This is a genomic window from Streptomyces sp. MB09-01 (assembly GCF_033794505.1).
Classification (GTDB): domain Bacteria; phylum Actinomycetota; class Actinomycetes; order Streptomycetales; family Streptomycetaceae; genus Streptomyces.
This window is the reverse complement of the sequence record NZ_JARAYQ010000012.1, coordinates 1-24,679: the sequence shown is the minus strand read 5'-3', so window position 1 is coordinate 24,679 and position 24,679 is coordinate 1. Positions and strand designations below refer to the sequence as shown.

Here is a 24,679-nt window from a genome sequence, read left to right as displayed (position 1 = left end):
CTCAGCCGCAGCCGCCACCACCGCAGCAGCCGCCCCCGCCGCCACCCATCGCGGGCGCGGGGGCGCCGCTGCTCGTGCCGCCCACGGCCACGGCGGACAGCAGCTTGACGGTGTCGGCGTGGCCCGCCGGGCAGTCGGCGGGCGCGGAGGACTCGGCCATGGGCCGGCTGACCTCAAAGGTGTCGTCGCAGGTCCGGCAGCGGAATTCGTATCGAGGCATGCGCACAGGCTAAGCGCGCCCGGCCACCACGCGCTACGCACCGCGCGACTACGGAGAGCGGCCGTGCACCACGGGTGCCCGACCCCGACCGGTGCGCCGCGCCCGGTCCTCCCGGGCCGCCTCCTCGGGGTGACGGGCCCGCCAGTACGGATTGTCGTGCGGCAGCGCGCTGCCCACCCGTCCGTACATCCCGAACCACATCAGCATCACGCCGACGACGAAGCTGAACAGCACGTTCTGGATCTCGAAGGCCAGGAAGTTCAGCCCCGTGTCCAGCAGCGCGAGATTGATGAACCCGCTCGCGATGAACGCCACCCCGAGCACGATGTTCAGGGTGGAGGCGAAGGTTCCGCCGATCACCATGCCGGTGAACAACAGCGCGCCGATGCAGATCGAAAGGACGCTCAGGGCGCCGTTGGTGTTCAGGGCCAGCACCGTGTCCCCACCGGTGTCGAAGAACCCGACCTGATCGATCAGCCCCAGGATCCCGAACACCACCAGGAGCAGACCCGTCAGACCCGCCCCGACCCGGTACACCTGGCTGAGCCTGTGGTCCGTGGGCAGATGATCGTCGAGCCGCGCGTTGACCGGATGCAGTGCGCGCTCCATACGCCGGGAGACCGTGTCGGCGAGGCGCGGCGGAGCGGGGGCATCGGGATCGGGCTCGTGAGCTATGTAGGGCGCGTAGTGCTCATGCGGCTCGGTGCACCCGTACGCCGCGTGGGCCACGTACGGCCCCGGCTCCTGGGCCGCTGTCGTACGAGGCTTGCGGAAGGTGTGGGCAGCCATGGCGCCCTCCTCTGGTCCGTTCCCGGCACCTCCCAGCATCCGCCGCCGGACGCCGCGAAACAAACGGGGGCGCCGCCGGAGTCCGGCCGGCGCCGCCGCGCCGACCGGGCCGTCCCCCACGCAGCCTCCACACGGAAGCCCGTCCGCCGGCCCTGGGGGCGGGGGGCATGGCCCGTGGGGGCGCCGACAGCTAAGCCGTCTCTTTTGGATCTTGCCTGACCCGCGCCCCTCCCCCAGCTAGCGCTGGGAGGTACCCCCAGGCACCGCACCTCGCCGCGTTGTCGGAGCACCCAAGTACGTCCAGTACGAGGGCGCCCCTCCGCCTTGCGATGACGGCGCCAGACGACGCGGGCTCAACCGGCAAGATCCAAAAGAGACGACCTAGCCCTGGCCGCGCTCGGCCCGGATCCCGCCCACCACCCGGTTCACGGCAGCCCGCACGTCCTCCATCTCATGCAGGAACGCCCAGTAGTCGGGGTGCCGGCCCTCCAGCCCCTCCAACGCCCGGCCCACCCGCGCCACCGCATCGTCCAGCGGCCGCGCATGCCGCGGATCCGGCACACTGCGGCCCGCCATCGCCAGACGCTGCGCGTCCCGGATCGCGAACCGGGTCCGGTCCACCTCCGCCTGCGGATCCCGCGCCACCGCCTCCAACCGCGTCAGCCGGTCCTGCGCCGCCGACACCGCCTCGTCCGTCGCGTCCAGCGAGCCGCGGACCGCCTCGATCAGCACCCCCACGTCCGCCCAGCGCTGCTCGTCCCGCGCCCGGCCGGCCTCCTTGAGCCGGTCCTCCGCCTCGGCGACGTCCCGGACCGCCTGGTCCGGCACGTGCTGCAGGTCCTGCCAGCACGCCGCACTGAACCGCCGGCGCAACTCGCTCAGCACCGGATCCACCCGGTCCGCCCGGTTGCGCAAGGCCTGCGCCCGCGTCCGCAGGCTCACCAGCCGCCGGTCGATCTCCGCCGCCCGCTCCGGCAACCGCGCCACCTCGGCCCGTATCGCCTCCGCGTCGCGCAGGATCCGGTCGGCACGCTGCACCGTCTCCTGCACCCCGTGCTGCGCCGCGCCCTGGTTCAGCTTGGTCAGCTCCGGACCGAGCGCCGCCAGCCGCGCCGCCAGATCATCGGCCCGCATGCCCTTGGCCCGTACGGCGTCCAGCGCGTCACTGGCTGCGATCAGCGCGGCCCTGGCCCGCTCCCGGGCCGGCGCCACCCGCGCGAGCTGCGTCTCGGCCTTGTCCAGCAGCGGCTGCAGCCCCTGCGCGAACCGGTCCAGCTCCCCCTTGACCCGCACCAGCTCGTCGCGCGCCCGCGTCAGCTCCTCCTGGGCCCGCGTCGCCACGGAACCCTCCAGCTCGGGCCGGTCCAGATCGTGCGCGTCGACCGCCTCGATGTAGACGTGGCTGACCTGGTCGATCCGCTGCCCGAGCGAGGCGAACCCCTCGGCCGCCTGCCGCGCGGCGGGCGACCCGTCCGCCGCGGCGATCGTCTCGATCGAGATCCGCAGATCCCGCTGTGCCGTATCCAGCTCGTAGAACGCGGCGGCGGCGGCATCCTTCGCCGCCTGCGCATCCGCCCGCCGACTCTCGTCCCGCCCACCGAACCACCGCCGGGATGCCGTCGTCACAATCCCTCTCCCGTACCGCGTCCGCCATGCCCCGATCCATTCTCCCCCACAGCAACGGGTTTGCGTGGGGGGCGTGCACGCCATGTAGGCTGTCCACTCATCCACGGGTGCGTAGCTCAGGGGTAGAGCGCTGCTCTTACAAAGCAGATGTCGGCGGTTCGAAACCGTCCGCGCCCACCAGTCAAAAGGCCCCCAACCGATCATGGTTGGGGGCCTTTGACGGCTAAAAGTGACGGCAACGCCTACTCGGCGGGCCGCCGTCGGCGCAGCAGCCGGTCCATGTGCCCCATCGCCTCGCGCCTGCCGCTGTCCGCCACGTGGGTGTAGATGTTCATCGTGACGGCGATCTGCGAATGACCCAGGATCTCCATCACCACCCGAGGCGCCACCCCGGCCGCGAACAGCAGGGTCGCGCACCCGTGCCGAGCGTCGTGCAGCCGGATCCGCGGCAGGCCGACGTCCTGGCCGATCCGCTCGAAGGACCGACTGATGTTGCGCGGCTCGATCGGCCGGCCGGTGCGCGTGGTGAACACGTAGTCGCTCACCTCCCACTCCTTGGCCGCGGCCTGCAACGCGGCCTGCCGCATTCGCTGCCACCGCAGGGGCGCGACGCACATCTGGGGGAGGGGGATGACCCTGCTCCGCCGGTTCTTGGTGGAGTCCGCGTACAGCTCCTTCTGCACCCGCTGGATCTGGTTCCGTACGGTCAGGGTCCGGCGGTCGAGGTCGATGTCGGACCAGCGCAACCCGAGGATCTCGCCGCGGCGCAGCCCCAGGGCGACCGCCAGCACGAACGCGGCGTACAGCGGGTCGCGCCGGCTGGCCTCCAGGAACGTGAGGGTCTCGGCGAGGTCCCACGGCTTCAACTCGCGCTGGACTACGCGCGGCGCCGGCACAAGCATCACCACGTTGCGGCTGATCAGCTCCTCCCGGTTCGCCGCGGTGAGCGCGCTGCGCAGCACGCGGTGAGACTCCTTCGCGGTCGCGGCGGAAGCCTGCGCGGTCACGGCAGCCACCATCCGCCGCACGTCCCGCACTCCGAGGGTCTCCAGACGCTTCGAGCCCAGCTGAGGGACGAGGTACAGGCGTACGTGGGTCTCGTACTTGGCGTACGTCGTCTTCTTCCGGTCGTGCTTGACGAACGTCTCCAGCCAGAACGGCAGCCACTCGGACAGCTTGGCCGAGCGGGTGGGCGTCGGGACGCCCTGCCGGTCGCGGAGGACCAGCTCCTGACGCTTGGTGTCGCACTCCTCCCACGTCTTGCCGTACACGGTCTTCCGACTGCGGGTGCCGTCGGGCTGGGGGACGTAGACGCGCGCCTCGTATCGACCGTCGCTGCGCTGCCAGATGCTGCCGGCGCCGTTCGGGTTCCTCTTGCGTGCCATCAGGCTGCTTCCTCCAACTTGGCTTCCAGATAGGCGCGAACGCTGTCTGCGGGGATCCGGCGCGAGCGGCCCTCGGTGAAGCTCGGGAGGGCGCGGGAGCGGATCAGGTTGTAGACGGTGAAGCGGCTGAGCCGCAGGGCGGCCATGACCTCGGGAACGGTCAGGGCCTGGTGAGTGGTGGGCAGGGCAGAACTCACTGCGGCCTCCATGGGCGTGGTAAGTGCGCGTGTGTCCGAGGTGGGGATTTCTGCGTCATCGCGTTGTCTGTGTCGTTCGCAGGCCTGACCTGCGGCTTTCGATGACTCGGGGGTGGGGTCATGCGTCACCGGCTTGCGTCACCGTCACCGGGGTGACGCGGGCCGGTGACGTGGGTGACGCGTGGTGACGCAGCCGTTGGCCGTTTGCGTCACCGGTGTAGCCGCAGGTCATGGGCCATTTGGAGCCTGGTGGTGACGTGGGTGACGCAGCGTCTCTTCTCTTAGGAAAAGAGAGGGGTGGTGTCTGTTGTGGCGCGGTGCGCCTTCGAGCGCGAAGAGGGAGCCGCTGCGCGGCACGTCCCTTGCAGCGGCGGCAAGCCGCCGGAAGGGCAAGAGGAGCACGCAGCACCGGGCGACGGGTGCTCTTCTTGCTTGTGCCAGCCGGTCGCGGTGGCGCCGATTAGAACGCTGCCTGCTGCTGGCCGGGCGGTGGGTCGGCCGGTCGGGCCATCTCGATGTAGCGGGCGGTACTGGTGCGGCCCCAGTCGACGAGGACGCCGCGGGCGGCGAGGGTGGGCTGGAGCCGCTTCAGGCGGTCGGAGAGGACCTTGCCGGTGGTGGGCCACCCCTTGGGCATGGTGCGGAAGTCGTCTCCGGTGTAGAGCTGGGTGAGGGCGTGCAGCAACTCGGTGGAGGTCATCCGCACCGCCTCGCCCGGGTCTAGGCCGGCGGCGTGCTTGAGGGTGGTCTGGGCGAGGAGGTCGCCTTCGATGACGTCGTCGTTGAGTTCGTCCAGGGTCGCGCGGTACGCGTTCAGCACTCCGAGCCCCTTGGCCGCATCGAGCTGCGCGCAGAGGTGGGCGAAGTCGGCCATCCGCAGGTCGGCGGGGATGTCGGCCTGAGTCGCCCGCACCTTGACGGTCAGGTCCAGCAGGGAGCCGAGGATGACGGGCAGGACCTGCGCGAACTCCGCCCACAGCTCCGCCTCCGTCCGCCGGACGCGGGGCCGTTCCAGGCGCAGGGTCAGGAGGCGTTCGGCGAGGTCGGGGCGGATGACGCCGACGTCGATGCCGGTCAGCAGGAGCGGGCGGCGGTAGCGGGAGCGGTAGACGTCGCCGTCGCTGAACAGGGCCCGTTTGATGCTTTCGGCGCCGGTGACGATGCAGCACATGAGGTCGGAGAGGTCCGGGGGGAGGTGGGAGAGGTTGTCGAGGGCGGTGACCCATCCTGCGGCGACGGCCGTGATCAGGTTCTCCTCGTCCTTCGGTGCCCGGCGCAGGTCGCCGCTCATGCCCTCGATGATCCGCATCAGCATGCGGGCTGCGGTCGACTTGCCGGCACCCTGGGGGCCGGTGAGGAACGGGGCGGGGACGGGTACGGACGGCTCCAGGCAGCCGATCAGCCACGCGATGGCCAGGCACTCGCTCTCGGCACTGGCGTAGTTGCACAGCCGCATCAGGAGGTCGATGCCCTTGCCGTCGGTGTCCTTCTCGGGGAGGGGGAGTTCGCCAGTGAGCTGGGTGCGCCGCCAGCACACCTCGCGGGGGTCGGGGGTGCAGATGTCCCAGCCGGTGGGGTGGATGCGGACGGACTTGCCGTCGTCACGGCCCAGGTCGAGCCAGGTCGCGCCGTCGAATCCCGGGGCGACCCGGATGTGGGTGGCCTGTACGTCCTGGCTGAGCGCGAGTGCTTCGATCAAGTCCAATGCCTCCTTAAGTGCGGAGCCGTTGAAGGAGCCGAGCCCGTCGTTGTAGAGGCCGACCATGAGTTCCTGCCGGTGGCTGCCGGTCGTGCCCTGGGAGCGGATCGGCCGTGCCACGGGGTGCCCGTTCTTCTGCGCGTACACGGTGCCTTCGGTGGTGCGGAAGTACCGGAAATGCTGCTGCGCGTAGTCGGTGATGATCTGCCGGGCCGGGGTCTTGTCGTCGTCGGTCACGGTCACATCCCCACCTGGGTGCGGGCGTTGGTCCAGGCGGTCTCGCAGTGCCGCAGGGACTCGCCCTTCTCCTGCGCCGCGGTGAACAGCCGCCCGATGTGCGCCTCGGTGAGGCAGCCGCACCAGCCGTGCGCGGACAGCACCGCGAGGAACGTCCGGTACACGGTCTTGTGGATGGCGTCGGGTGCCTCTTTGATGCGCTGCTCCGCCATGGCGATACCGCGCTCCAGATAGGCGGGCGAGCGGTGACGGCACACCGCGTCCACGGTCGGCGCGGGCGCGGTGACGGTGGACGACGCCGGCCGGACTGTCGCGGGTTCCTTCACGGCGAGTGCTCGTACAGCGTTGGGCAGGAGCTGCATCGTTCCGGTCCCGGGGCCGAGCCAGCGGGCGTAGGCCATCGAGGACTTGATGTCGACGCCGGGCCGTACATCGTTGTGGGAGGTCATGGTGCCGAGATAGATCCAGTGCTCACCCCGGGTGGTGGACACGGTCTTGGTCGCCGGGAGGTTCTCGCGGGCCCAGGCGATCGCGTCGGCGTTGTCGAGGTCGACGACGGTAAGCGCGGCGCCACCGGGGTGATAGGCGACATCCTGAGCCTGCCTCCATGCCCGGGCCCACGCGGGCGAGGTGAGGATGTCCGGGTCGGTGGTCGCGGCGGCCCAGCCGTGGCAGGGAGCGGGGCACTCGCACGGGCCGGCGGCCTTCATGTGCGGGCGGTCGCCGCACGCTGAGCGGGTGCAGTTACGGCAGTTCCCGAAGGGCAGCTTGCCCTCCCGCAGCGGCAGTGCGGGCAGGCCGCGTTCGGCGAGCTGGAGCGCGGTGCGTAGGTGGGTGGGTAAAGCCGGGCGCTCGTGGTCTCGCGGGATGTCGGTCGTGTGGGTCATGCTGGTCTCTCCAGTTCTGTTCGTTCTGGATGGGAGCGGCCCCGGTCATTGGCGTGAGTGGGGGCCGCTCTTTGCATGTCGGACGGGTGAAGCGGAATCGCTGCCTCTCGACGGGCAGGGAGGCTGGGGTACCCCCAGTCGGGATGCGCCTGGAGGGGGTTCCGGGGCGCTGTCCTGCGGTGCCTCCCTGACTCCCTGGTGGATCATTTGTGCAGGTCAAGGTCAGGGTGACGGGTCAGGGAGGCGGTCAGGGAGTTCTCCCTGCCTCCCTGGCCGTGCGGGGGTTGGCTCCCTCTACTCGGCGGCGGAAGCGGAACCCTTCTCGGGGCGGTTGGCGAGGACGCGGGCGAGGCGGTCGCGGCCGATGACCATGCGGCCTTCGGACTTGTAGGGTTCGGCGCCGGTGCCGTCGAGGGCGCGCTTGAGGTCGATGAACGACCACCGTCCGTACGCGTCCTGGTCGAGGGTGGCGAGCCGCTTCAGCACGTCCTGGGTGAGGACGCGGGTCTCGGCGCCGAGGACGGTGAGGATGTCGGCGAGGGGGTCACGCTGCTCGCCGGGGTCTGCGGTGGGGGTGTGGGTGATGCCGGCGCGCAGGGCCTTGGCGCGGTCGGCGACCTCGGCGGCCTGGTCGGTGTCGATGTAGTGGGTCCGCACGGTGATGGACGTCTGCCCGGCCGGGACGGTGATGCCGTCCGAGGCGACCACGACGGTGCCCTTGTCGAGGCCCTGGCGGAGCTGGTGGGGTGCGGCACCGCCGTCGACCGCATTGTCGCCGAGCGCCATGCGGGCCTGCGACTCGGTGCCCAGCACCAGCGAGATACGGGTGTGGGCGCCTTCACGGACCAGCTTGGGCAGGTTCTGGTCGGTGGGGTCCTGCGTGCCCTCCCACAGCAGCACGTCCACAGCCCGCCCCTGGTTGTGGATCTTCCGGACGGCCATGAAGTACCGGGACGTCGTCTTGGCACCGCCGTAGGGCCGCTTCTGGTCGTCGACGGCGGGGCACATGAACGCAACCTGCGCCTCGTCCACGATCCCGATGAGCGGGGTGAAGACGCTCCCCGGCGGGGCCTGGATCCGGCGGTCCATCTCCTCGACGAGTCCTTCGACCATCTCGGTCGCCTTGATGACGTGCTCGTCGGTCGGGCCCTGGATCAGGGTGGTGGCCAGGCCGCCGTCGAACATGCCCCAGTCCCCGACACCCTTGAGGTCGGCGATCCGGAACTCGACCGTGCTGTCGAGCGCGGCCCACAGGGCGAGCGCGCGCAGGGCGGCGGTCTTGCCCTGGTTGGACTTGCCCGTGATCAGCAGCATGCGCTGGTACAGGCTGAGTGTGGCCGCGTCTCCGCGCAGGTCCTGGCCCCAGATGGCTTTGCCAGTCTTGTAGTTCGCGGTCAGGGTGGTGTCGAGGATCAGCGGGGACGGGCCGATCGGCTCGTCGAGTGCGCCGGAGTCGGCGATCCACAGGCGGATCGTGCGGGCGGCGACCGGGATGGTGATGAACACTTCGTGCTGGTGCCGGGCGAGGTTCTCGGCGAGCTTGCGCCGGCGTCCCTGTACTTCTTCCGTCGACACCCCGGACGGCAGGGCGACGTCGACTTCCACGCCGCATCCGGCGATGCGGATCGGCCCCAGCATTTGCGCGCCGGCGTCGCCCATCTCGTTGATGGCCTTGCGGAGCGGAGTGATACCGAGGTCGCGCAGGGCGGTGACGACGATCGACGGCGTGATGGGGGCGCCCACGCTGTCGCGCTCCTTGGCGGGGAGCGTCCACTGGGGTGCGGTCTGCTGGCGGCGACCGACCCCCCACAGAGCGAGTAAGGCGAGCCACGGCCCCACGGTCAGGGCCGGTCCCCATACGACGGTGGCGACCATGACGGCCCAGCGGATCGCCTCGATCACCGCGCCGATCGGGCCGACGACCCAGGTGATGTCCTTGTTGGCTATGGCCAGCACGATCCCCAGCAGGAGCAGACCGCCCACGGTCAGGCCGGTGCCGTAGGCAGCGCTTTTGGCGAGGTCGGGGGCGGAGCGGAGCAGGTCCATGCGCCGCTGGTGACGGCCCGCGCGGAAGCGCTGCAGGCGGTCTTCCCACTCCTTGGCCTCCTCGAAGTTCCCGCCGGCCTCGGCGGCGCGGAGCATCCGCTCGTAGCGGGAAGCGGTCCGCCCGTCCCACGTCCGCTTGGCCGCGATCCGGGTCCCGCCAATGACGTACATGCCATGGCGGGCCACCAGCCGGGCGGCGGCGCGGGTCCGCTCGCTGGTGACGGCCGTGCGCAGGTGGCGCGCGGTCTGCTTCCACACCCGCGCCGGCCGCACCTTCGGGGCGGTGGTGGCCGGGCTGGTCGGGGTGTCGCCGGGGAGCGTGTAGGTGCCTGTTGCGGGGTCCTTGAAGAGGGGGACGACGTTGTCGGTCATGCTGAGAACTCCTGCTCTCGCTGACAAGCGGGTGGGTAGGGCCCGGGGCGGCTGGCGTTCTTTGGCGAGAGGGACGGCCGCCCCGGGGCACAGCTACTTGCGGTTCTTGGCCCTGGCCTTGCGGGCGGCCTTCTCGGCCTCCGCCTGCTCGGCGGCCTGCTGGGCTTCGCGTTCGCGGGCGCCGTCGATGATCCGGTCGACCTTGTGCTCCAGGTCGCCCTGGTGGACGGTCTCGCCGGCGATGCCGCGCTTGGCCATCCGGGCGATGTACCAGCTGATCTGAGCGGTTTCCTTGGTGGTGAACTTCGGGTCCTTCGCCATCACGGGACTCCTTCCGGGGCCGGTCTGTCCGGCTCCCCTCACCACCCACTGGGGTGGGTGGATCGGGCAGCCGTCAGCGACGGCGGCGGGCCTTGCGCACGTTCTTCACGGCCGCCGCACCGGCGTCGCCGCCGATGGACTTCACGACTGTGTGCACGACCCAGCCGAGGACCAGGGCGAGGAAGGCCAGGAACGCGATGTTCGCGGCGATCGCGGTGAGCGCGCCGATCAGTAGCGGGCCGAAGTACACCCCGGCAGCGACGGCTCCGGCGCCGACTCCGGAGCCGAGCGCCATGCGCTGAACGGTCTTGTCCGGGGCGGCCTGGTGGATGTGCTGGTGGACGACCTGCGGCCCGGCGTACGGGGCGGGCAGGTTCTCGGCGTAGACGTGGGTGCCGTCCGGGAGTTGCACGACGGTCGGTCGGACGGGTTCGGGCAGGTGGTTCACGAGCGTCTCCCTTCAGAGAGGTTCAGGCGGGTACGACCGCCACGGCATCCCGCTCGCGTTCCGCCTTCAACGCCTCACGCACGATCCGGGCCTTGGCCGGTGACGTGCGCAGGGCTTTGCGGATGCCCTCGCCGGTCAGCTTCTCGACCGGCCAGGACTCCGTGAGGCTCCGCGCCTCGGTGAGCAGCTCGATGTCTGTGCGAGTCGGTCGGGTCGATCGAGCAGCGGCCGGTACTCGACCGGTCGCCCGACGAGGACGCGTCGACTCGGCCGCTACGGCGAGCTGCGGCCGGACCTCGATCGGCTCGACTACCGGGGCGGGGGAAGAGTCCACCTCCACCGCCGGGGCCGTCTCCTCAGCCGACGGTTCGTCCTGGTCAGGCATGGACTGATTTGCATCGATCTGTGATGCTTTCAGCGCATCCGGCTCGATCGCCGGACGGTGGTGGAGGACCTTGGCGACGAGGTCGGAGCCGAAGTAGATCGAGCCGACCGGCAGCGACGTTGCGAGCAGTACGAGCGCCCAGTTCGTGTAGTCCCCGTCGGCCAGTCGGCTCCAGCCGATCGACTCGGCGTGCAGCTCGGGCAGGAGTCCGTGGACGTAGTTCAGGACCAGCGATGCGAGCGTGTATCCGGCGAGGACCCGCAGGGCGAACGTGCGGGCCTCATCGGTCAGCACGAGCGCGGCGACCAGGGCGACGGCCATCAGGCCGTCGACCACGAACGGATAGAGCGTCGCCGCTGTGTCGTCGGCACCGATGGCCTTGGCGACGTCCCGCAGCGCATTCCAGGAAACCCTGAACGCCATGCCGACCACGAGCACCAGAGCGAGCACAAGGAGTGCCTTGGCTGTGCGGTTCACCGGTCGGCCTCCTCGTCGTCGCGGTCGCCCGGAACCCACACCCACGACTCACCCATCCCGTCATCCCCCCGGTCCGGATCCGCCGGCGATCCGAGAAGGGGCGGGGCGGCGGGCTCGACGGCCAGCCGGAGGGGGAAGAGTTGCCGCCGGAGCTTCACTGCACCCAGCAGGAGCACCCGCACCGGGTGCGGGTGGAAGTCCGGGCCGGTGAGCTCCGTCCACTCCCACTCGGCGCCCTCGTCGAGGACGAACCCGAGGTACGCCAGAGCCGCCTTACGCGCCTCGATGCTCGGGACCTCGGTGGTGGTCGGCCAGTTGAAGGTGGGCCACTCGCTGACCAGACCGGACATGGCCACGTACAACTGCCAGCACGGGCCGGCCGTCCGATCCGGGAACGTGGGGCCGCAGCAGCGCAGGGAGAGCTGCGCTCCGAAGATCTGCTTGCTCATGCCGCATCCCCCGAGGCCGTCGACCCGGCGGTGCGGTTGGCCAGGTCCCGCCGAGCCGCCAGGACCCGGTTGTCGGCGCGCCGGATCCGGCGGGCGTCGACCTCGGACGGGGTCCGGTCCAACGTCATGATCTGCGCGTCGAGGAGGTCGCGCTCCGCCAGGATCAGCGGCAGCTCGACCTCGATCGCGTCCAACTCCGCGTCCGTCGGCTCCAGGCCGTCGGACCACGGGGTAACGAGGTTCTGTAGTGCAGCGATGGGCTTCATGGGTCTTGCTCCTTCTGTGGAGGAACGGGCCCGAACAGCAGCCTCGGTGTTCCAGCACCGGGGCTGCACTGCGTTGTGGAAGCAGGAAAAACTCCGGCTCCTCAGCCCCTTGACCAGCACCGATAGGCACAGATCACCCGTACAGCCTGACCAACTTGGCTAGCCCGGTGGGCACAGGAACAACGTAGCCAGCCTGGCTAGTCACGTCAAGAGGTGACTAGCCAGGCTGCCCAAATAGTCAGGTTGGCCGTAGCATCGAGCCATGACCTTTGCGCTTGAGCCTCTGGACCCGGACGACGATCGGCCGCCGTACGAGCAGGTCGCGCGCAGCCTTGGCGCGGCAATCCGAACGCGGAAACTGGCCCCTGGTGAGCGGCTCCCGTCGCACAAGATGCTGACGGACCACTACGGCTTCGCCCGCGCGACGATTCAACGGGCCTTGCGGGACCTCGAAGACGAAGGCCTGGTCGTGTCCCGGAAGGGCAGCGGTGTGTTCGTCCGGAATCGCACCGAGCGGCCGGCCGGACTACGGCCCTACGTCGAGCAGGCCTTCGCCAGTCACAACGTCACGATCGACTTCGCGGGCTTCTCCAGCGAGACCTTGCACGGAGCGCTGCAAGAGCCGCTCGACAAGATCCGCGTGGGCCGCCTGACCCCATCGAGCATCCGGATTCGCATCCTCGTCCCCGACATGGCCGTACCTCAGGCAGCTCCCGTGCGCCGGGAGGACTGCGGCGACGATCCGCGGCTTCGGGCCCGCATGCACGACATCATGGTCGGCTACACGCGGAGCATCTCCGACGCCATAAGCGAGCTCAGCCACCTCGGACTCGTCCAGGAGAGCACCGTCGACGTGCGCGTCCACAGTGGAACGCAGTTCTTCAAGTTGTACGTGATCAATAACGAGGATGCCTTCTTCGGCTACTACCCGATCCGTCCGAACAAGGTGGTGGCTCAGGGCGAGGCCATCGAGATTTATGACCTCGTCGGCAAGGACACCATCCTGTTCCACTACTCGCTCAACGACGGCGACTCATCCAGCGGAGCGCAGCAGGTAGAGCAAGCCCGCATGTGGTTCGACAGTGTGTGGGAGACGATCGGGAGGGACGCCAATGCCGACGCAAGCTGAGGCACTCGACACTGTGCTCAGCGCGTCGCAGGTCATCCTCTTCGACTTTGACGGTCCGATCTGCGACGTGTTCCGTGGCCTACCGGCACCCGAGATTGCCGGGGAACTGGCCAACCTGCTCTCCAGGCTGGCACCTGCGTTGGGGGCGGCAGCTCGCGCCACCGATGACCCCATGGAGGTCCATCGCCTCTCGCAAGACGGAGGAGCAACGGTCCTCGCGGCCGTAGAGGCATCACTGACCGCTGCGGAGATCCGAGCCGTAAAGGTCGCTGGAGGCCCGACAGCAGGTGCTGTCCAGGCTCTCAACGGGGCGCGCGACTCTGGCCGGCATGTCGCGATCGTGAGCAACAACTCGACAGAGTGTGTTTGGGAGTACCTCACCCTGCACGGGATTGCGGGGGTCGTTGACGAGGTCATCGGCCGTCCCCCATTGCGACCCGAGCTGATGAAACCGTCGCCGCATCCGCTCCTAATCGCAGCCTCGTCCTTCGGCGTGGCACCGAGCCGCACCGTTCTCCTGGGTGACTCGGTGACAGACATCGAAGCAGCACGTGCAGCCGGGGCGAAGAGCGTCGGGTATGCGAACAAACAACCCAAGCAGGCGTCGCTGAGGGATGCAGGGGCGGACGTCGTGGTGCTTGATATGCAGGAGGTCGCCGACGCCCTTGGCTCTACTGCCTGACTCCCCGAGCCGTTTCCGCATTGTCCTGGTGAGGGCAGGTGGGTGCGCTACGCGCACACAAGCGGACTTGAGAGCTGTCGCAACCCTCATGCGATAAGAGTCTCCCTACTCCATCAAGGCACCCGCCGCGCACAGCGCGGCGCGCGCGGCCCGTCACCCGGGCCTGCGCTCCTGTCTGCGCCCCGCTCCAGCCCGGCCGCCGTCCGCACGCCTACGGCTCGGGTCGATGGGTTGCTTCCCCGAACCCGAGCTGTGGAACATCTGCGTGACTCAGGCCGACGTCCAGACACGGCAACCGTCACATGGCATGCGTGGCCGGGAACGCTGCCGACTGCGGCCGGGACGGGGCGCCAAAAGACGGCCAGAGGCGAGGGAGGGGTGGCCTCTTGCGCACGGCCGGCCGAGTGCCAGGCCTGAGTTGGGCCGGGCGCCGTACCCCCGTCGTCACAGATGACGGGCGCGTAGGCGAACGCACCACCGGGAATGGGCTGGCGGGGAGCAGCAGCTGCCGCGATTTGGCACAGCCCGGTGGGGTCGCTCCGCGTCGGTGCCGGTCTCGCCGTGGCCGATGAGCGCGTCGTTCAGTCGTCTTCCGGTAGCTCGTCGGCGCCCGATGATGCTCGATCCCAGCCCGGGCAAATCACCGGCAAAGCCACTCCACTGACCTCACGCATCCGCCTGTCGCACCCTGACTGCCAACCGTAGAGTATGCGCAAGCTCTTACGGTGCCACCAGGGGGGAAAGTGCGCGCAGCAGAATCCCGAATCGTCGTCCGAGATGTACAGCATCCGGCCTATTTTCCAGACGCTGTCTGGACTCTTGAAGTTGGCGAACTTGACGCGAACGCGGATGATGTCAGTGAGGAGCTAAGGAGAATCGTCACACTTGACGACACCCTCCCCATCCCCGCTCCTTTTCGAATTTCCACGACGGAAAGCCAGATCAACTGGGGTGCTTCTGGATCATTTGCCCAGTACGTAATTGACCTCTCCGTCAATTATGGTGGCGCCATCTCCGCAGCTGCGACGGTCTCCGCGATCAAGGTCGCATTCGATCGAATTCAGAATCGTACTGTTCAGCCCGGACAGCCCACGCCGGTCGGATCCAACGAGGCTCGCCGACTCATTAAGTCCCACATCTCCATGCACTTCGAAGTCCCCGGAGATCAGCTGATAGAGACATTCTCCTCCCATTCACCAATTGGCCACGTGCACGAGTTCTCTTTTACTGGACCGGATGGCACTGAATATGGCGGAAGGGTCGGGTCGGAAGACGATCCCACTCGATGCACGAAGGTCTGGCGAAAGTCTGGAGATCCTCGATTCCGACCTGCCGGGTGATTTTGGCAGCGCAGTCTGTGTGCTACCACTCCTTCACATCAACCCGGTGAAACACAGACAGCTCCGGGGAGACGATCCCTAACCGGCAAAATGGAAACTCCGTGGCCATTTATCCCAGTCAGACGATGTAACCCCGTTCCTGGAAGTACCCCGGAAGGCAGAAGCGCCGTCAGTGATCACGATGGTGACTGTCCCACCCTCTTCGAAAGAAATTTTTCCTGCATGGACTCCGGCCGTGCAAATTGATGAGTCGTCGGTATATGTGCCGGTTCCCCACACGCTCGCCGCTTCACCTCCGGGTGGACATTTAAAAGTAAACCGTTTCCCAATCTGATCACTATAGTCACTGGCGGCCTGGGACCAGGATATTGCAGCAATGTTCGACTGAGCCTTAGGGTTCTTCGTTTGTATTTCAAAGCTCCAGTTCCAGTGATCTGTCCAGTCCTGGGACGCCACGCCATTCCTGGCGCTACCGATGTAACCCGCCCGCCCCTCGCGAAGCATGATGGTTACCTTTCCACCCTCCATGAGGGTAATGCTGCCGGCATGAACCGCCGCATAACAGATGGACGAGTCATCTGTATACACGTCCGTGCCGTAGACTGAATTAGGCGTACCAGACGGCGGGCACTGGAATGTCAACTTTTGCCCACGAGGGCGTTCTCTGAAATCAGTCGCGTTAGTAGACCAAGAGATGCGCTCGCCGGTTCCTTCGGGGTTCGTAGCGTCTGGAGGTCTGGCTGGGGTGTTTGCGGTATCGTTCTCTCCCGACTGGCCTCCAAATAGAAGTACGCCTCCCACCAAGAGAAGTACCGCGGAAAGCGCGAAGATAAGCCACTTCCTCTTTGGGTGTAAACCTTCCGCTCGGTGAAGGTGCTCCCCCTCCTCCAGCACATCGAAAGTCGAAGCCGACTCCACCTGATATTGGTCAGGATCATACGGCCGCTGGTAGTGGCGGCTGTACCAATGCGGTCCAGATGGTTGCGGCTCAAACCCGTGCCTGATGATCTCTTTATCCATCAGCTGCAACTGCTGCAGGGCATCTTTCAAGTCTCCAGGAGAGAGATCTTCGACCGGATGAGCATCCATCTTAAGGAAATTTGCCGCCATAGCCTCGTAGCTCCCTGCGGGGGAGCTAACGCGAGCGGCGAGTTTACATTCCCAGATTCCGCCGGGCGTCCCCCCAAGGAGCTGCGAGGCAAATGTTGCACCATGCCGCATTCCCTCGACGCGGGCTTCTATATCTAGGTACTCCATTTGCTGCGCGGGGGATGGGGTGCCAGATATTCGATTGCCGCATTCTGGGCAAAACTGAGCACTGGAAGATATCTGAGTTCCGCACCGCATGCAGTACACAGGAATGCCTCCAATATTGGTGGTGGCAGTTCCAATGCTGTTTCTATGAATTATACGCCGCGCGTCCTAGTCTCGCGCTTCGCAACGTAGGCTGTTGGATGCTTGATCAAACGCCGTTGGTGCCGGCGTGCCAGGCGGCTACCAGCAACGCGGCCCTTGCCCCCACGTCACCGGGGGATGACCGAGATCGCCATCGAAGAGCTACGGCCTATGCGTGGACTGGCACGGTCGCTCGACCAGGCTCTGAGCCCCTGATCTGCCGAAACGCGTGAGACGCACGGGGCCTCCGGAGCCGTGCGTCAGTAGCCGTACCTCTGACGGCAACCGTTGACGGCAACGGCTGCGCACGCCGACGGCTTGCGGCTGATCATGAGGTGAAGGTTGGCAGGCGGGCAGGCTGGCTGTCTGAGGTCACCTTCCTGGGCGGGCGAGCTTACAAAGCAGATGTCGGCGGTTCGAAACCGTCCGCGCCCACCAGTCAAAAGGCCCCCGACCAGCAATGGTCGGGGGCCGTTTGCATCCACATCTGACATCAACGGGAGCGGTCAGGAACGGCCGGGCCGCTTCCTGAGCAGCCGGTCCATATGCCCGATCGCCTCGCGCTGCGTGTCCTGCACGACGTGCGCGTACACGTTCATCGTGACGGCGATCTGCGAGTGCCCGAGGATCTCCATCACGACCCGGGGCGGTACGCCGGCGGCGGTCAACAACGTGGCCGTCCCATGCCGTGCGTCGTGCAGGCGAACCACCCTCAGCCCGGCCTCCTTGGCCACGCGGGTGAAGCACCGGTAGACGTTCCGCGGCTCGATGGGCCGCCCGGTCCGGGTGGTGAACACGTACCCGGTTTCCTGCCAGATGTCCCCGGCCTGGGCCGCGCCTCAGCCTGCTTCATCCGCTGCCACCGCAGGGGAGCGACGCAGATCCCGGGCAGAGGGAGGGTCTGCCGGCGTCGCCGCCCCTTGGGATCGTCCTCGTAGGCCTCGCCGCCAACGCGCTGACGCGGAGTCCGCACCCGGATCTCGCGCTTGTCCAGGTCCCCGTTCTCCCACCGGAGACCGACGATCTCCCCGCGCCGGAAGCCGAGCGCGATCGCCAGCACGAAGGCGGCGTACAGCAGGTCTTTGCGGCTGGCGGCGAGGAAGTCCAAAGTCTCCTGGAGGCTCCAAGCCGACAGGTCCCGAGCTTCAACCCTCGGCGGCTCGACCAGCGTTGCCACGTTCCGAGTCACCAGCTCCTCCCGGACGGCCGCGGCGCTGGTCTTCTTCTGCAGCTGCACGAGAACCTTCCGGACATCGCCCCCGCTCGGCGTCAGATGAAGGGCGCGGGGCCCGTGGCTCAGAGGCCACCCTTCCCGGCGGGGGTGGCGCAGCCTCCTCGGGATCAATCCCGTCCCCCGCTCAGCCACCGACCGGCTACAACACACCAGGGCCCACTGTCCTCTCACCTCACTCCCCCTACCCGAGAGATCCCAGACAAGGACCGGGCGCAGTGCTTGCCTTCCGACGGCTGCCGCCTTGACGATCTCGTCGGCTGGCGGCTACCTTCCCTTCTTTTCGACCATGGCCCCAAATGGGGTGAAGATACGGGGAGTTCTATGCCCAAGGTGCTGAGAAGCCTTGTCGTTCTGATGTCCGCTCTGACGCTCGCCTTCGTCGCGGCGGGTCCTGCCTCGGCCGCGAGCTGGGGCAGCCCCAATCTCTCGGGCAGCCGGGCGTGCAGCGCGAAGCAGTACCACCGTGGGACCCCTACGGTGGCGATGTACGCCTGCTACGTCCTGGTACCCAACTCAAGGACCCAGGTCGTGATGATCGTCGGCAACGGCGGAGGCAGAGCTGTCCCGATCGGCGGCGAGATCACCACCATGGACGGTTCGCGCGACACCTGCCCCAATACCCATCTCAGCGCGAAGAAGAGCACCGCGTGTTATGCCCGGGCGACCGAACTCAACTGCAACTACTTGCACGGCACGGTGACGCTGAGGATCAACGGTGTCTCGCACACGATGCGCACCCCCAAATTCAATGCCGGGGACGGTTGCTGACGGTCAGCGCGGTGGCCGGAGGGCTGCAAGCCCGACTTGTAGCGCAGCGGCTTACCGGCACGCCGGCAAGTACGGCGAAGCAGCCGCGGAGCACTGGATTCGCATCCACGTCCGCCGGCGCACCGCGGGCGCGGCCCTGACCATTTCACGACAGCGCGGGCGCCGCCACCGAGTGCTGGCGGCCCGCGCTCGGGACGTCTGAGGCGGTCTCTCGGGCGGAGGACCACAGGAGCTTCGACAAAGGCTTTCTGCCCGCCAGCTTGCCAGCTCGAAGGCCAGGTTCGCGTTCGGAGACGCACCGTCCTCCGAAAGCTGGGTGACATCGGCCTTGGGATGTCCCTGCGCGGGTTCGCTAAGCGGCTAACCCGCAATCGGCGCAGCACTGGGAGAGATGCAGCTATGACTCATCCAGGCGGTCCAGCAACGGACCTCCCCCGCCATTCACTATCGGTGGCCGGCGCAGTGGTGCGCGAGGACGGGCGCCTGCTGGCGATCCAGCGAGCGGACAACGGCACCTGGGAGCTCCCCGGCGGGGTGCTGGAGCTGGACGAGAGGCCCCAGGACGGCGTACGCCGCGAGGTCTTCGAGGAAACCGGCGTCCTGGTCGACGTCAGCCAGCTGACCGGCGTCTACAAGAACCTCACGGCCGGGGGAGTCGCCCTGGCTTCCGCTGCAAGCCGTCCGGCGGCACCGAGCGCACCTCAGAGGAATCGACCGCGGTCGCATGGCTCACCTCGGAAGAGGTCTCCGCCCAGATGTCCGAGGTCTTCGCGATCCGCCTCCTGGACGCCCTGGACAATGCGGGCCGCCACGTCCGCGGCCACGACGGCCGCCAGCTCACCAAGAGCCCACGCGAGGGAGGACGGGCCGTGATGACGAATGTTGCTCTGTGCTTCGAACGAGTCCGTACCAGAGGAGCCCACCGCGATCTCAGGTTGCGCATCGGCGCCTACAAGCACCCCTGCGATTCCTACTACTTCGGGCTCGACGATTCTCCTGTGGTCCCGGGCGGCCTGGGAGCGAGACTCGCGCGCCTGCTGGAGCAGTGGGCGACCCAGGTCGAGGGACTCAGTAGAGCTGGTGGCACTGCCTACCTGCCCTACGACTTCTCGGACCAGTGCACAGCATGGTTGCGCGTGACCTCCCACGACGGAGAGTCCGCCGAGGTTCAGGCCGGCTGGAGCCTGATCGAGGCGTGGGGCATCGAGCCGTCCAACTACCTCGCCACCGCACCAGAGGTAACGGACTTCGACCCCATCACCGGGGCGAGGATCACATGCTCACTCGACGACCTCACAGCGCACATCGCCGCGAACGTCATCACCCTGGAAGCCGCCGGGCCGTAGCGCGGTAAGAGTTTCGTACTTCATCAAGGCACCCGCCGCGCCCAGCGCGGCGCGCGCGGCCCGTCACCCGGGCCTGCGCTCCTGTCTCCGCCCCGCTCCAGCCCGGTCGCCGTCCGCGCGCCTACGGCTCGGGTTGATGGTGGGAGAAACGCGCTGTGGCTGGGCGGTCGGCTCCACGGCTTTACCCACCTCCCCGGTTCGGGTCCCGCGTCGAGCAAGACCAGGGGGCCACTCGATCACATTGCGGTCAGGCCCGAGGGCTGACCGAGTTGCCAACTAGCGTACGGCCCCCTGATCATGCTCGACCCCAAACCGGGCAGGACGCCGGCCAAAGCCGCTCCGCCGACCTCAGTTTCAAGGGAATCGCTTGAAAAGTCTCCCAATGTCTCGGGCCGGAATCTCGACGGTGCTCGACCCTTGCCGTTCATACCATTTCTCTTGGTACGGGACAGGATGACCTGCTGATTTCACGGTCAAGAGCAGGACTGGTTTCCCATGGTAGTTCGCCGGTCGCATGTCACGCAACACTTGAGAAGCAAGTTCAGAATCGAGGCCCGCAGATCTGACCTTCTCGGTGAAGAAACTCATGTAGCCATCCAGTGATCCCCCGTGACTGGAGAATTCGTGCTCGACTCCAGTGATCCAGAATTCTCCGTCCCGCACGGGTGGATCTCCATACAGAGATCGAACTCTATCGGCATCAGATTTATTGTCTGCGATCCCGATTACCACATAGCCTGCAACTCCATCTCCGTCATTGGCGATCGCAGATATTGCCTTCATGGTTCGATTGAAGCCGTGAGAGTCGAAGTTGCCTGAACCGTCTAGGGAGTGAAGTCCCTGCTTGAGTTCGAAAAGACTGTGTTCTGCGAGTGCGGCACGGAGAAGCCTGTGGATTCTAGCCTCATTCGCTTCGAGGAGAACGTCACGTTGAGTAGTCTCGGGGGCGGTAAGGTCTCGAAGAACTCCAGCTACTGCTGCGATGTTGTCCCGCTTATTCTCGGCCGACCAAGTGCCACCACCAGCCGTGATATTCAGTACGCGGTCGCCAATGCCATCCAATGCTGCCGCTGTCTTGCGAACATCTCGAACCACCCGGTTCTCGCGGATGAGGAGCGCGTACAGGGAAAGGAAAATGACCGCATAGTAGCGGGGTACTCGCTGCCTCGGAGCCTTGAAGACCAACTGGGAGAAGCTCTTGCCCGATGCTTTGAGAATACTTTCCAGAACCCCGTGGACGTGCTCGAATCGTCCCTTGATGAGCTCGGCCCCCTCGCGCTGAACAGAGGCCTCGATGCGATCGCGGCGACGCTCCTTGGAATCTCCCGGCTTAATTCCGTAGTACTCGTCGAGGGTTTCAGATGCGTAGCGAGGAACGGAGTCTAGGATCATCGTCGCGAGGAGATCTGCGACGATTTCCTCGTCGCGAGATTCCCGAACTTGATCCTTCTCGAGAATCTTGTGCCGGACCCAGAAGACGTCTTCGATGTAAACACCAGGTCCTGTCCGGTCGCTTGAAATGCTAATGGCAGGCATTCCGGTGAGCGGGACGAGGTCTCGTACTGATGTATCTCCGCGTACGTAGGACGAGACATCTCGGACGAGATCGGCGAAATTGGAGATCGCTCCAGCTTGGCGGATCTCCTGCCTGGAGAGGTAGCGGCCATTCGAGTTGATCCGCCGGAATACCTCTTCGACGATCTCTTCGTCGGGGGCTCGATATGTGGACATCGGCAGGACGTAATTGGCGATGCTGACGCATTCTCGCCTATCCAATACGGGAGTCCGCTGCTCCAGCCTTCCTTCGTCTCTCCTCAACTTCGTCTCTGCGAGCGTCTCGAGATCGAAGTAATACCCATCCAGTGGATATTGGTTCTCGATGAAGGAGAAGATCGCATTTAGCCGCTGTAGGCCGTCGATGATTTCCAGGTTGGTCTTGTCGCTCAGCGTGCGCTCGGCAGTGAGAACCAAGGGGACGGGGAGTTGCTTCCGCAGGGAATCGATGAAGGCGGCTTTCTCGTGGATAGCCCAAACGAGCTTTCGCTGATAGCGCCTATTGACCACGAAAGACTGATTAACGTAGCTATTGTACAGAGTCTGAATATTCTCGCCTCGGACGATGAGGTTGCTACTCAGCTCTGCCATAAGAGTCCCCCGAAGAGCTCGACTTGACCGTGCGGTGCACCTATGCGGAGTGCCTCAAGTGGAGGCCGGCTACGCAAGACCTGTGGAGTCAGCAGGACGCTACCAGCTTGATCGCCTTAGGTCAGCTGCCCTGATGGTTACGTGCTGTGCATGACCTCTAGGCGCTGGGAGTGGGTCGGATGACACGCCTCTGTGACTCTCCCCCAGGGCCTCGGCGCGAGTCGGGCCCGAAGGGTTCGGTACCGCACCAGCACCTTTCCGTGAGCAGGCCGGCGAGGCTGTGAAGCAGCCGGTACGACCGCACTGACCGATGTGGCTAGCGGATCGGAGCGTGGCCGTGCCCTCCCGTGCCTCTTCATTGGGGAAGCAGCGGGGGACAACGGGCGCCGGCGAACAGCGCTCAAGCGAACGATTTTGACCGTTCTTGCTGGTCAGGGGTCATTCATCTGTGATGGTGTGGATGGCCGTCACCGTCGATCCCGAGCCCAGGTCAAGGACTGCACTGACCGGTGGGTGCTGGGGGCCTTAGCCGGCCCCCAGACCCCCGCTTCGGTCGGCATCGACCGGCGCGAACAGGTCTCGTCGTGGCTAGCCGCCGGTCGCGCCGGACGACACCGCCCACCTGTCCGCGTGGCTGGGGTGAGTTCGGCGGACGAGGCGCCGTCCAGGGCGCCCCGCAAGGTCCTTGACTCAGCCGAAGTGCGGGGGCTCCGAAGGAGTGGGGCGGTGCACGAGGCCGGCCGACGTGGGCTCCGGCCAGTGCTTCCAGTATCAGGGGGCTTGGACGGCCCGGGCTCGGGTGCAGCGCAAGAAGAAGGAAGCCGCGGCGAAGATACAGGAGCTTCGGAAGAGGAAGTGGTCCTGGTGGTGACCGGCTTCTGACATCCACGGGTGACATCAACACGGGTGAACGACAGCGATTCCAAGCGGTAGAGCAGGACTGGTGCGTCCTGGGCTTGACCGGTGAGGGCCGGGCGCCGGGCGAGCTTACGGAGCAGATGTCGGCGGTTCGAAACCGTCCGCGCCCACCAGCGTGGAGGCCCCCCGCCGGTCACGGCGAGGGGTCTTTTGCGTCCGCAGTCGACGGCAGCGGGAGCGCTCAGGTTGGAGGGGAGACCGGCTCGAGGGCGTTGGCCTCGCTGTCCTCCTTGCTGGGGGAAGGGGTGAACTGTGCCTCGCTGCCCGCCGGTTCGTCTGCAGTGGCGGGCAACAGGGCTGCGGTGGCGGGCGTGTCGGCGAATCGGGGCGGGCGGTCGGGCGGTGGCGTGACGGCTTTGCGTCGGCGGGCGTGGTGGCACGGGGTTGGTTCGGCCGTCAAGTCACGCGTTTTCCTGCGACGGGATTTCGGGTCATGACGTGGTCGGGTCGCCGGGGGCCTAATGGCGATACGGCTCGCTCAGAGCCGGTGGTGGCCCGTGGGTGCCGTCCGGAACAGCCCTGGCGGTGCGATGTGCGGGCACCTTTCCCAGTCCCCCTGCGAGAAAGGACGTGGCAGTGATGTTTCCTGCTCCCGCCCACCCCCTGTGCGTCGAAGCGACGCTGGATCCCCGGCTCACCCGCTGGAAGTGGCTGGTGAAATGGATCCTCGCCATTCCGCACTACATCGTTCTGTTCTTCCTGCAGGTCGCGTTCCTGTTGCTGAGCATCGTCGCGTTCTTCGGAATCCTCATCACCGGCAGCTACCCGCGGCGACTGTTCGATTTCAATGTCGGCGTCATCCGGTGGAGTACGCGCGTCAGCTACTACTGCTCAGCGGTGATGGGCACCGATGAATATCCGCCGTTCACCCTCAAGGACGTGCCCGGCTACCCGATCCGTGTCGACATGACGTATCCCGAGCAGCTGTCCCGCGGACTGGTCCTGGTCAAGTGGCTGCTGGTCATCCCGCAGGTGCTGGTGATCACGCTGATGCTCACCAGTGGCTGGAAGATGTACCAGTACCTGGACGACTACAGTCCGTTCTCCTCCGGACTCATCGGTCTGCTCTCCCTGGTCGCGGTGATGATCCTGACATGCACGGGGAGCTATCCGAGGGGTCTGTTCGACTTGCTGATGGGCCTGGTGCGCTGGACGCTGCGGGTGCTCGTCTACGCGTCCCTCATGACCGACGAGTACCCGCCGTTCCGCCTGGACATGGGAGGACGCGAGCCCGCGGCAGGAGCGCTGGAGCCGGCCGGCGGCGGGTGAGGACCGACGTCGCCGAGGCTGTCCGAGGCCATCTGTGAGAGCCCCCACCGGTTGCGGTGGGGGCTCTCTTCGTTTCTGCCAAGCCGGGAGCACTGGCGGATGTGCCGTGCTCATTGCAGGTCAGCTGACATTCGGGGGTGGGTGGGCAGGCCTGCGGTGAGGTGGGGGGCGCAGCCGTCATGGTTCCTTGCCCCGCAGCTGCCGCACGGCGCCGAGCGTGCGCTCTCCGCGTCCGATCCGGCTCCGCCCATCCTGGTCGTCCGAGCGGATGAGCGGATACGAGCGGACGAGCGGCGACTGTTGGGGGTTCTCTTGACCGAATGGAAGCAGGGGAAGTGCGGGTGGCCCGTCGCGGGCGGAAAGCGCTGTTCCAACCTGACGTTGAAGGGCACGTCCCGATGCTGGCGGCACCAGGGCAAATGGACCGGGCGAGGGCGGCGGGAAGAGGAGAAGAAGGCTGCCAAGCCGCAGAGGAAGTGGGCGGGGCCGGCGGCGGCGTGACGTCCACCTCGGGGATCCCGCCCGGCGCGTGAAAGGCCCCCGACCGGTCTCGGTCGGGGGCCTTCTCGGATGACTTCAGGTGTCGGCCGTGGCATCCAGCGCTAGTGCTTGCCCTCGGCCGGGGCGGGGGGAGTGCCCGGTGCCGGGG

19 protein-coding genes, 1 tRNA gene and 3 pseudogenes are annotated in these 24,679 nt (G+C 66.9%); 6 read left to right on the top strand and 17 right to left on the bottom strand.

Annotation, left to right across the window (positions count from 1 at the left end; translation table 11 throughout):
- Position 1: 1 nt before the first annotated feature.
- The 3 genes from PV721_RS04410 to PV721_RS04400 all read right to left on the bottom strand — a co-directional run bounded on the left by PV721_RS04410 (position 2) and on the right by PV721_RS04400 (position 2,635).
- Positions 2–220, bottom strand: a complete 219-nt coding sequence (locus PV721_RS04410; RefSeq protein WP_319721457.1) for a zinc ribbon domain-containing protein — start codon at positions 218–220, stop codon at positions 2–4.
- Positions 221–268: 48 nt separating this feature from the next.
- Entirely contained in the window at positions 269–829 is a 561-nt protein-coding gene (locus tag PV721_RS04405) for a DUF4383 domain-containing protein (RefSeq protein WP_319721504.1), read from the bottom strand.
- 561 nt (positions 830–1,390) lie between these two features.
- Positions 1,391–2,635 carry a hypothetical protein gene (locus tag PV721_RS04400; protein WP_319721456.1) on the bottom strand — a complete coding sequence of 415 codons (1,245 nt, stop codon included), beginning with the start codon at positions 2,633–2,635 and terminating at the stop codon, positions 1,391–1,393.
- A 105-nt stretch (positions 2,636–2,740) separates the two neighbouring features.
- On the opposite strand from PV721_RS04400, the gene PV721_RS04395 reads away from it, so the two are divergent.
- Positions 2,741–2,815, top strand: a tRNA-Val gene (locus PV721_RS04395).
- A gap of 62 nt (positions 2,816–2,877) precedes the next feature.
- Here the strand turns inward: PV721_RS04395 and PV721_RS04390 are convergent.
- The 10 genes from PV721_RS04390 to PV721_RS04345 all read right to left on the bottom strand — a co-directional run bounded on the left by PV721_RS04390 (position 2,878) and on the right by PV721_RS04345 (position 11,804).
- Complete coding sequence (locus PV721_RS04390; RefSeq protein ID WP_319721455.1) at positions 2,878–4,020, bottom strand: site-specific integrase; 1,143 nt, start codon at positions 4,018–4,020, stop codon at positions 2,878–2,880.
- Positions 4,020–4,217 (bottom strand): helix-turn-helix domain-containing protein, encoded by a 198-nt coding sequence (locus PV721_RS04385; RefSeq protein ID WP_033225951.1) that lies wholly within the window; start codon positions 4,215–4,217, stop codon positions 4,020–4,022. The genes PV721_RS04390 and PV721_RS04385 overlap by 1 nt, the downstream gene beginning before the upstream one ends.
- A 460-nt stretch (positions 4,218–4,677) precedes the next feature.
- Positions 4,678–6,153 (bottom strand): ATP-binding protein, encoded by a 1,476-nt coding sequence (locus tag PV721_RS04380; protein ID WP_319721454.1) that lies wholly within the window; start codon positions 6,151–6,153, stop codon positions 4,678–4,680.
- 2 nt (positions 6,154–6,155) lie between these two features.
- The gene (locus tag PV721_RS04375) at positions 6,156–7,040 is read right to left on the bottom strand and encodes a bifunctional DNA primase/polymerase (protein ID WP_319721453.1); all 885 of its coding nucleotides are present in this window, start codon (positions 7,038–7,040) and stop codon (positions 6,156–6,158) included.
- A gap of 294 nt (positions 7,041–7,334) precedes the next feature.
- Positions 7,335–9,458: an ATP-binding protein gene (locus PV721_RS04370; protein WP_319721452.1), complete on the bottom strand. Its 2,124-nt coding sequence runs from the start codon at positions 9,456–9,458 to the stop codon at positions 7,335–7,337.
- A gap of 93 nt (positions 9,459–9,551) precedes the next feature.
- Positions 9,552–9,779: a DUF6257 family protein gene (locus PV721_RS04365; protein ID WP_319721451.1), complete on the bottom strand. Its 228-nt coding sequence runs from the start codon at positions 9,777–9,779 to the stop codon at positions 9,552–9,554.
- Positions 9,780–9,852: 73 nt separating this feature from the next.
- Positions 9,853–10,227 (bottom strand): DUF6251 family protein, encoded by a 375-nt coding sequence (locus PV721_RS04360; protein ID WP_319721450.1) that lies wholly within the window; start codon positions 10,225–10,227, stop codon positions 9,853–9,855.
- A gap of 22 nt (positions 10,228–10,249) precedes the next feature.
- Positions 10,250–11,089, bottom strand: coding sequence for a DUF2637 domain-containing protein (locus tag PV721_RS04355; RefSeq protein WP_319721449.1), 840 nt, complete (start codon positions 11,087–11,089; stop codon positions 10,250–10,252).
- Positions 11,086–11,538 carry a DUF6303 family protein gene (locus tag PV721_RS04350; protein ID WP_319721448.1) on the bottom strand — a complete coding sequence of 151 codons (453 nt, stop codon included), beginning with the start codon at positions 11,536–11,538 and terminating at the stop codon, positions 11,086–11,088. Before PV721_RS04350 ends, PV721_RS04355 begins: the two co-directional genes overlap by 4 nt.
- Positions 11,535–11,804 carry a DUF6284 family protein gene (locus tag PV721_RS04345; protein ID WP_319721447.1) on the bottom strand — a complete coding sequence of 90 codons (270 nt, stop codon included), beginning with the start codon at positions 11,802–11,804 and terminating at the stop codon, positions 11,535–11,537. Before PV721_RS04345 ends, PV721_RS04350 begins: the two co-directional genes overlap by 4 nt.
- 262 nt (positions 11,805–12,066) lie before the next feature.
- Between PV721_RS04345 and PV721_RS04340 the strand changes: the two genes are divergently transcribed.
- Both PV721_RS04340 and PV721_RS04335 read left to right on the top strand, forming a co-directional pair.
- Positions 12,067–12,933, top strand: a complete 867-nt coding sequence (locus tag PV721_RS04340; RefSeq protein ID WP_319721446.1) for a winged helix-turn-helix domain-containing protein — start codon at positions 12,067–12,069, stop codon at positions 12,931–12,933.
- The gene (locus tag PV721_RS04335) at positions 12,917–13,615 is read left to right on the top strand and encodes an HAD family hydrolase (RefSeq protein ID WP_319721445.1); all 699 of its coding nucleotides are present in this window, start codon (positions 12,917–12,919) and stop codon (positions 13,613–13,615) included. Before PV721_RS04340 ends, PV721_RS04335 begins: the two co-directional genes overlap by 17 nt.
- Positions 13,616–15,033: 1,418 nt before the next feature.
- On the opposite strand, the gene PV721_RS04330 is transcribed toward PV721_RS04335, so the two are convergent.
- The 3 genes and pseudogenes from PV721_RS04330 to PV721_RS04325 form a co-directional block, all read right to left on the bottom strand.
- The gene (locus PV721_RS04330; protein ID WP_319721444.1) at positions 15,034–16,065 is read right to left on the bottom strand and encodes an LCCL domain-containing protein; all 1,032 of its coding nucleotides are present in this window, start codon (positions 16,063–16,065) and stop codon (positions 15,034–15,036) included.
- Between the two features lie 183 nt (positions 16,066–16,248).
- Positions 16,249–16,302 (bottom strand): annotated as a pseudogene (locus tag PV721_RS43850) (zinc-ribbon domain-containing protein); the annotation flags it as partial.
- A gap of 554 nt (positions 16,303–16,856) precedes the next feature.
- Positions 16,857–17,605, bottom strand: a pseudogene (locus PV721_RS04325) (tyrosine-type recombinase/integrase); the annotation flags it as partial.
- A 300-nt stretch (positions 17,606–17,905) separates the two neighbouring features.
- Between PV721_RS04325 and PV721_RS04320 the strand changes: the two are divergent.
- A complete protein-coding gene (locus PV721_RS04320) occupies positions 17,906–18,352 on the top strand; it encodes a hypothetical protein (protein WP_319721443.1) in 447 nt (148 codons plus the stop codon).
- Positions 18,353–18,751: 399 nt separating this feature from the next.
- Positions 18,752–19,191: pseudogene (locus tag PV721_RS04315) on the top strand (NUDIX hydrolase); the annotation flags it as partial.
- An 861-nt stretch (positions 19,192–20,052) separates the two neighbouring features.
- Here the strand turns inward: PV721_RS04315 and PV721_RS04310 are convergent.
- A complete protein-coding gene (locus PV721_RS04310; protein ID WP_319721442.1) occupies positions 20,053–21,843 on the bottom strand; it encodes a DUF262 domain-containing protein in 1,791 nt (596 codons plus the stop codon).
- Between the two features lie 1,497 nt (positions 21,844–23,340).
- Between PV721_RS04310 and PV721_RS04305 the strand changes: the two genes are divergently transcribed.
- On the top strand, positions 23,341–24,030 hold the full coding sequence (locus tag PV721_RS04305; RefSeq protein ID WP_319721503.1) for a DUF4389 domain-containing protein: 690 nt from the start codon (positions 23,341–23,343) through the stop codon (positions 24,028–24,030).
- The last annotated feature ends 649 nt before the right edge of the window (positions 24,031–24,679 follow it).

Excerpts from the sequence above, each read along its gene's own strand:
- PV721_RS04340 (WP_319721446.1), top strand. The coding sequence starts at position 12,067 with ATGACCTTTGCGCTTGAGCCTCTGGACCCGGACGACGATCGGCCGCCG.
- PV721_RS04405 (WP_319721504.1), bottom strand. The coding sequence starts at position 829 with ATGGAGCGCGCACTGCATCCGGTCAACGCGCGGCTCGACGATCATCTG.
- PV721_RS04305 (WP_319721503.1), top strand. The coding sequence starts at position 23,341 with ATGTTTCCTGCTCCCGCCCACCCCCTGTGCGTCGAAGCGACGCTGGAT.
- PV721_RS04365 (WP_319721451.1), bottom strand. The coding sequence starts at position 9,779 with ATGGCGAAGGACCCGAAGTTCACCACCAAGGAAACCGCTCAGATCAGC.
- PV721_RS04410 (WP_319721457.1), bottom strand. The coding sequence starts at position 220 with ATGCCTCGATACGAATTCCGCTGCCGGACCTGCGACGACACCTTTGAG.
- PV721_RS04345 (WP_319721447.1), bottom strand. The coding sequence starts at position 11,804 with ATGAAGCCCATCGCTGCACTACAGAACCTCGTTACCCCGTGGTCCGAC.
- PV721_RS04335 (WP_319721445.1), top strand. The coding sequence starts at position 12,917 with ATGCCGACGCAAGCTGAGGCACTCGACACTGTGCTCAGCGCGTCGCAG.
- PV721_RS04330 (WP_319721444.1), bottom strand. The coding sequence starts at position 16,065 with ATGGCGGCAAATTTCCTTAAGATGGATGCTCATCCGGTCGAAGATCTC.
- PV721_RS04320 (WP_319721443.1), top strand. The coding sequence starts at position 17,906 with ATGCCCAAGGTGCTGAGAAGCCTTGTCGTTCTGATGTCCGCTCTGACG.
- PV721_RS04310 (WP_319721442.1), bottom strand. The coding sequence starts at position 21,843 with ATGGCAGAGCTGAGTAGCAACCTCATCGTCCGAGGCGAGAATATTCAG.
- PV721_RS04375 (WP_319721453.1), bottom strand. The coding sequence starts at position 7,040 with ATGACCCACACGACCGACATCCCGCGAGACCACGAGCGCCCGGCTTTA.
- PV721_RS04350 (WP_319721448.1), bottom strand. The coding sequence starts at position 11,538 with ATGAGCAAGCAGATCTTCGGAGCGCAGCTCTCCCTGCGCTGCTGCGGC.
- PV721_RS04390 (WP_319721455.1), bottom strand. The coding sequence starts at position 4,020 with ATGGCACGCAAGAGGAACCCGAACGGCGCCGGCAGCATCTGGCAGCGC.
- PV721_RS04370 (WP_319721452.1), bottom strand. The coding sequence starts at position 9,458 with ATGACCGACAACGTCGTCCCCCTCTTCAAGGACCCCGCAACAGGCACC.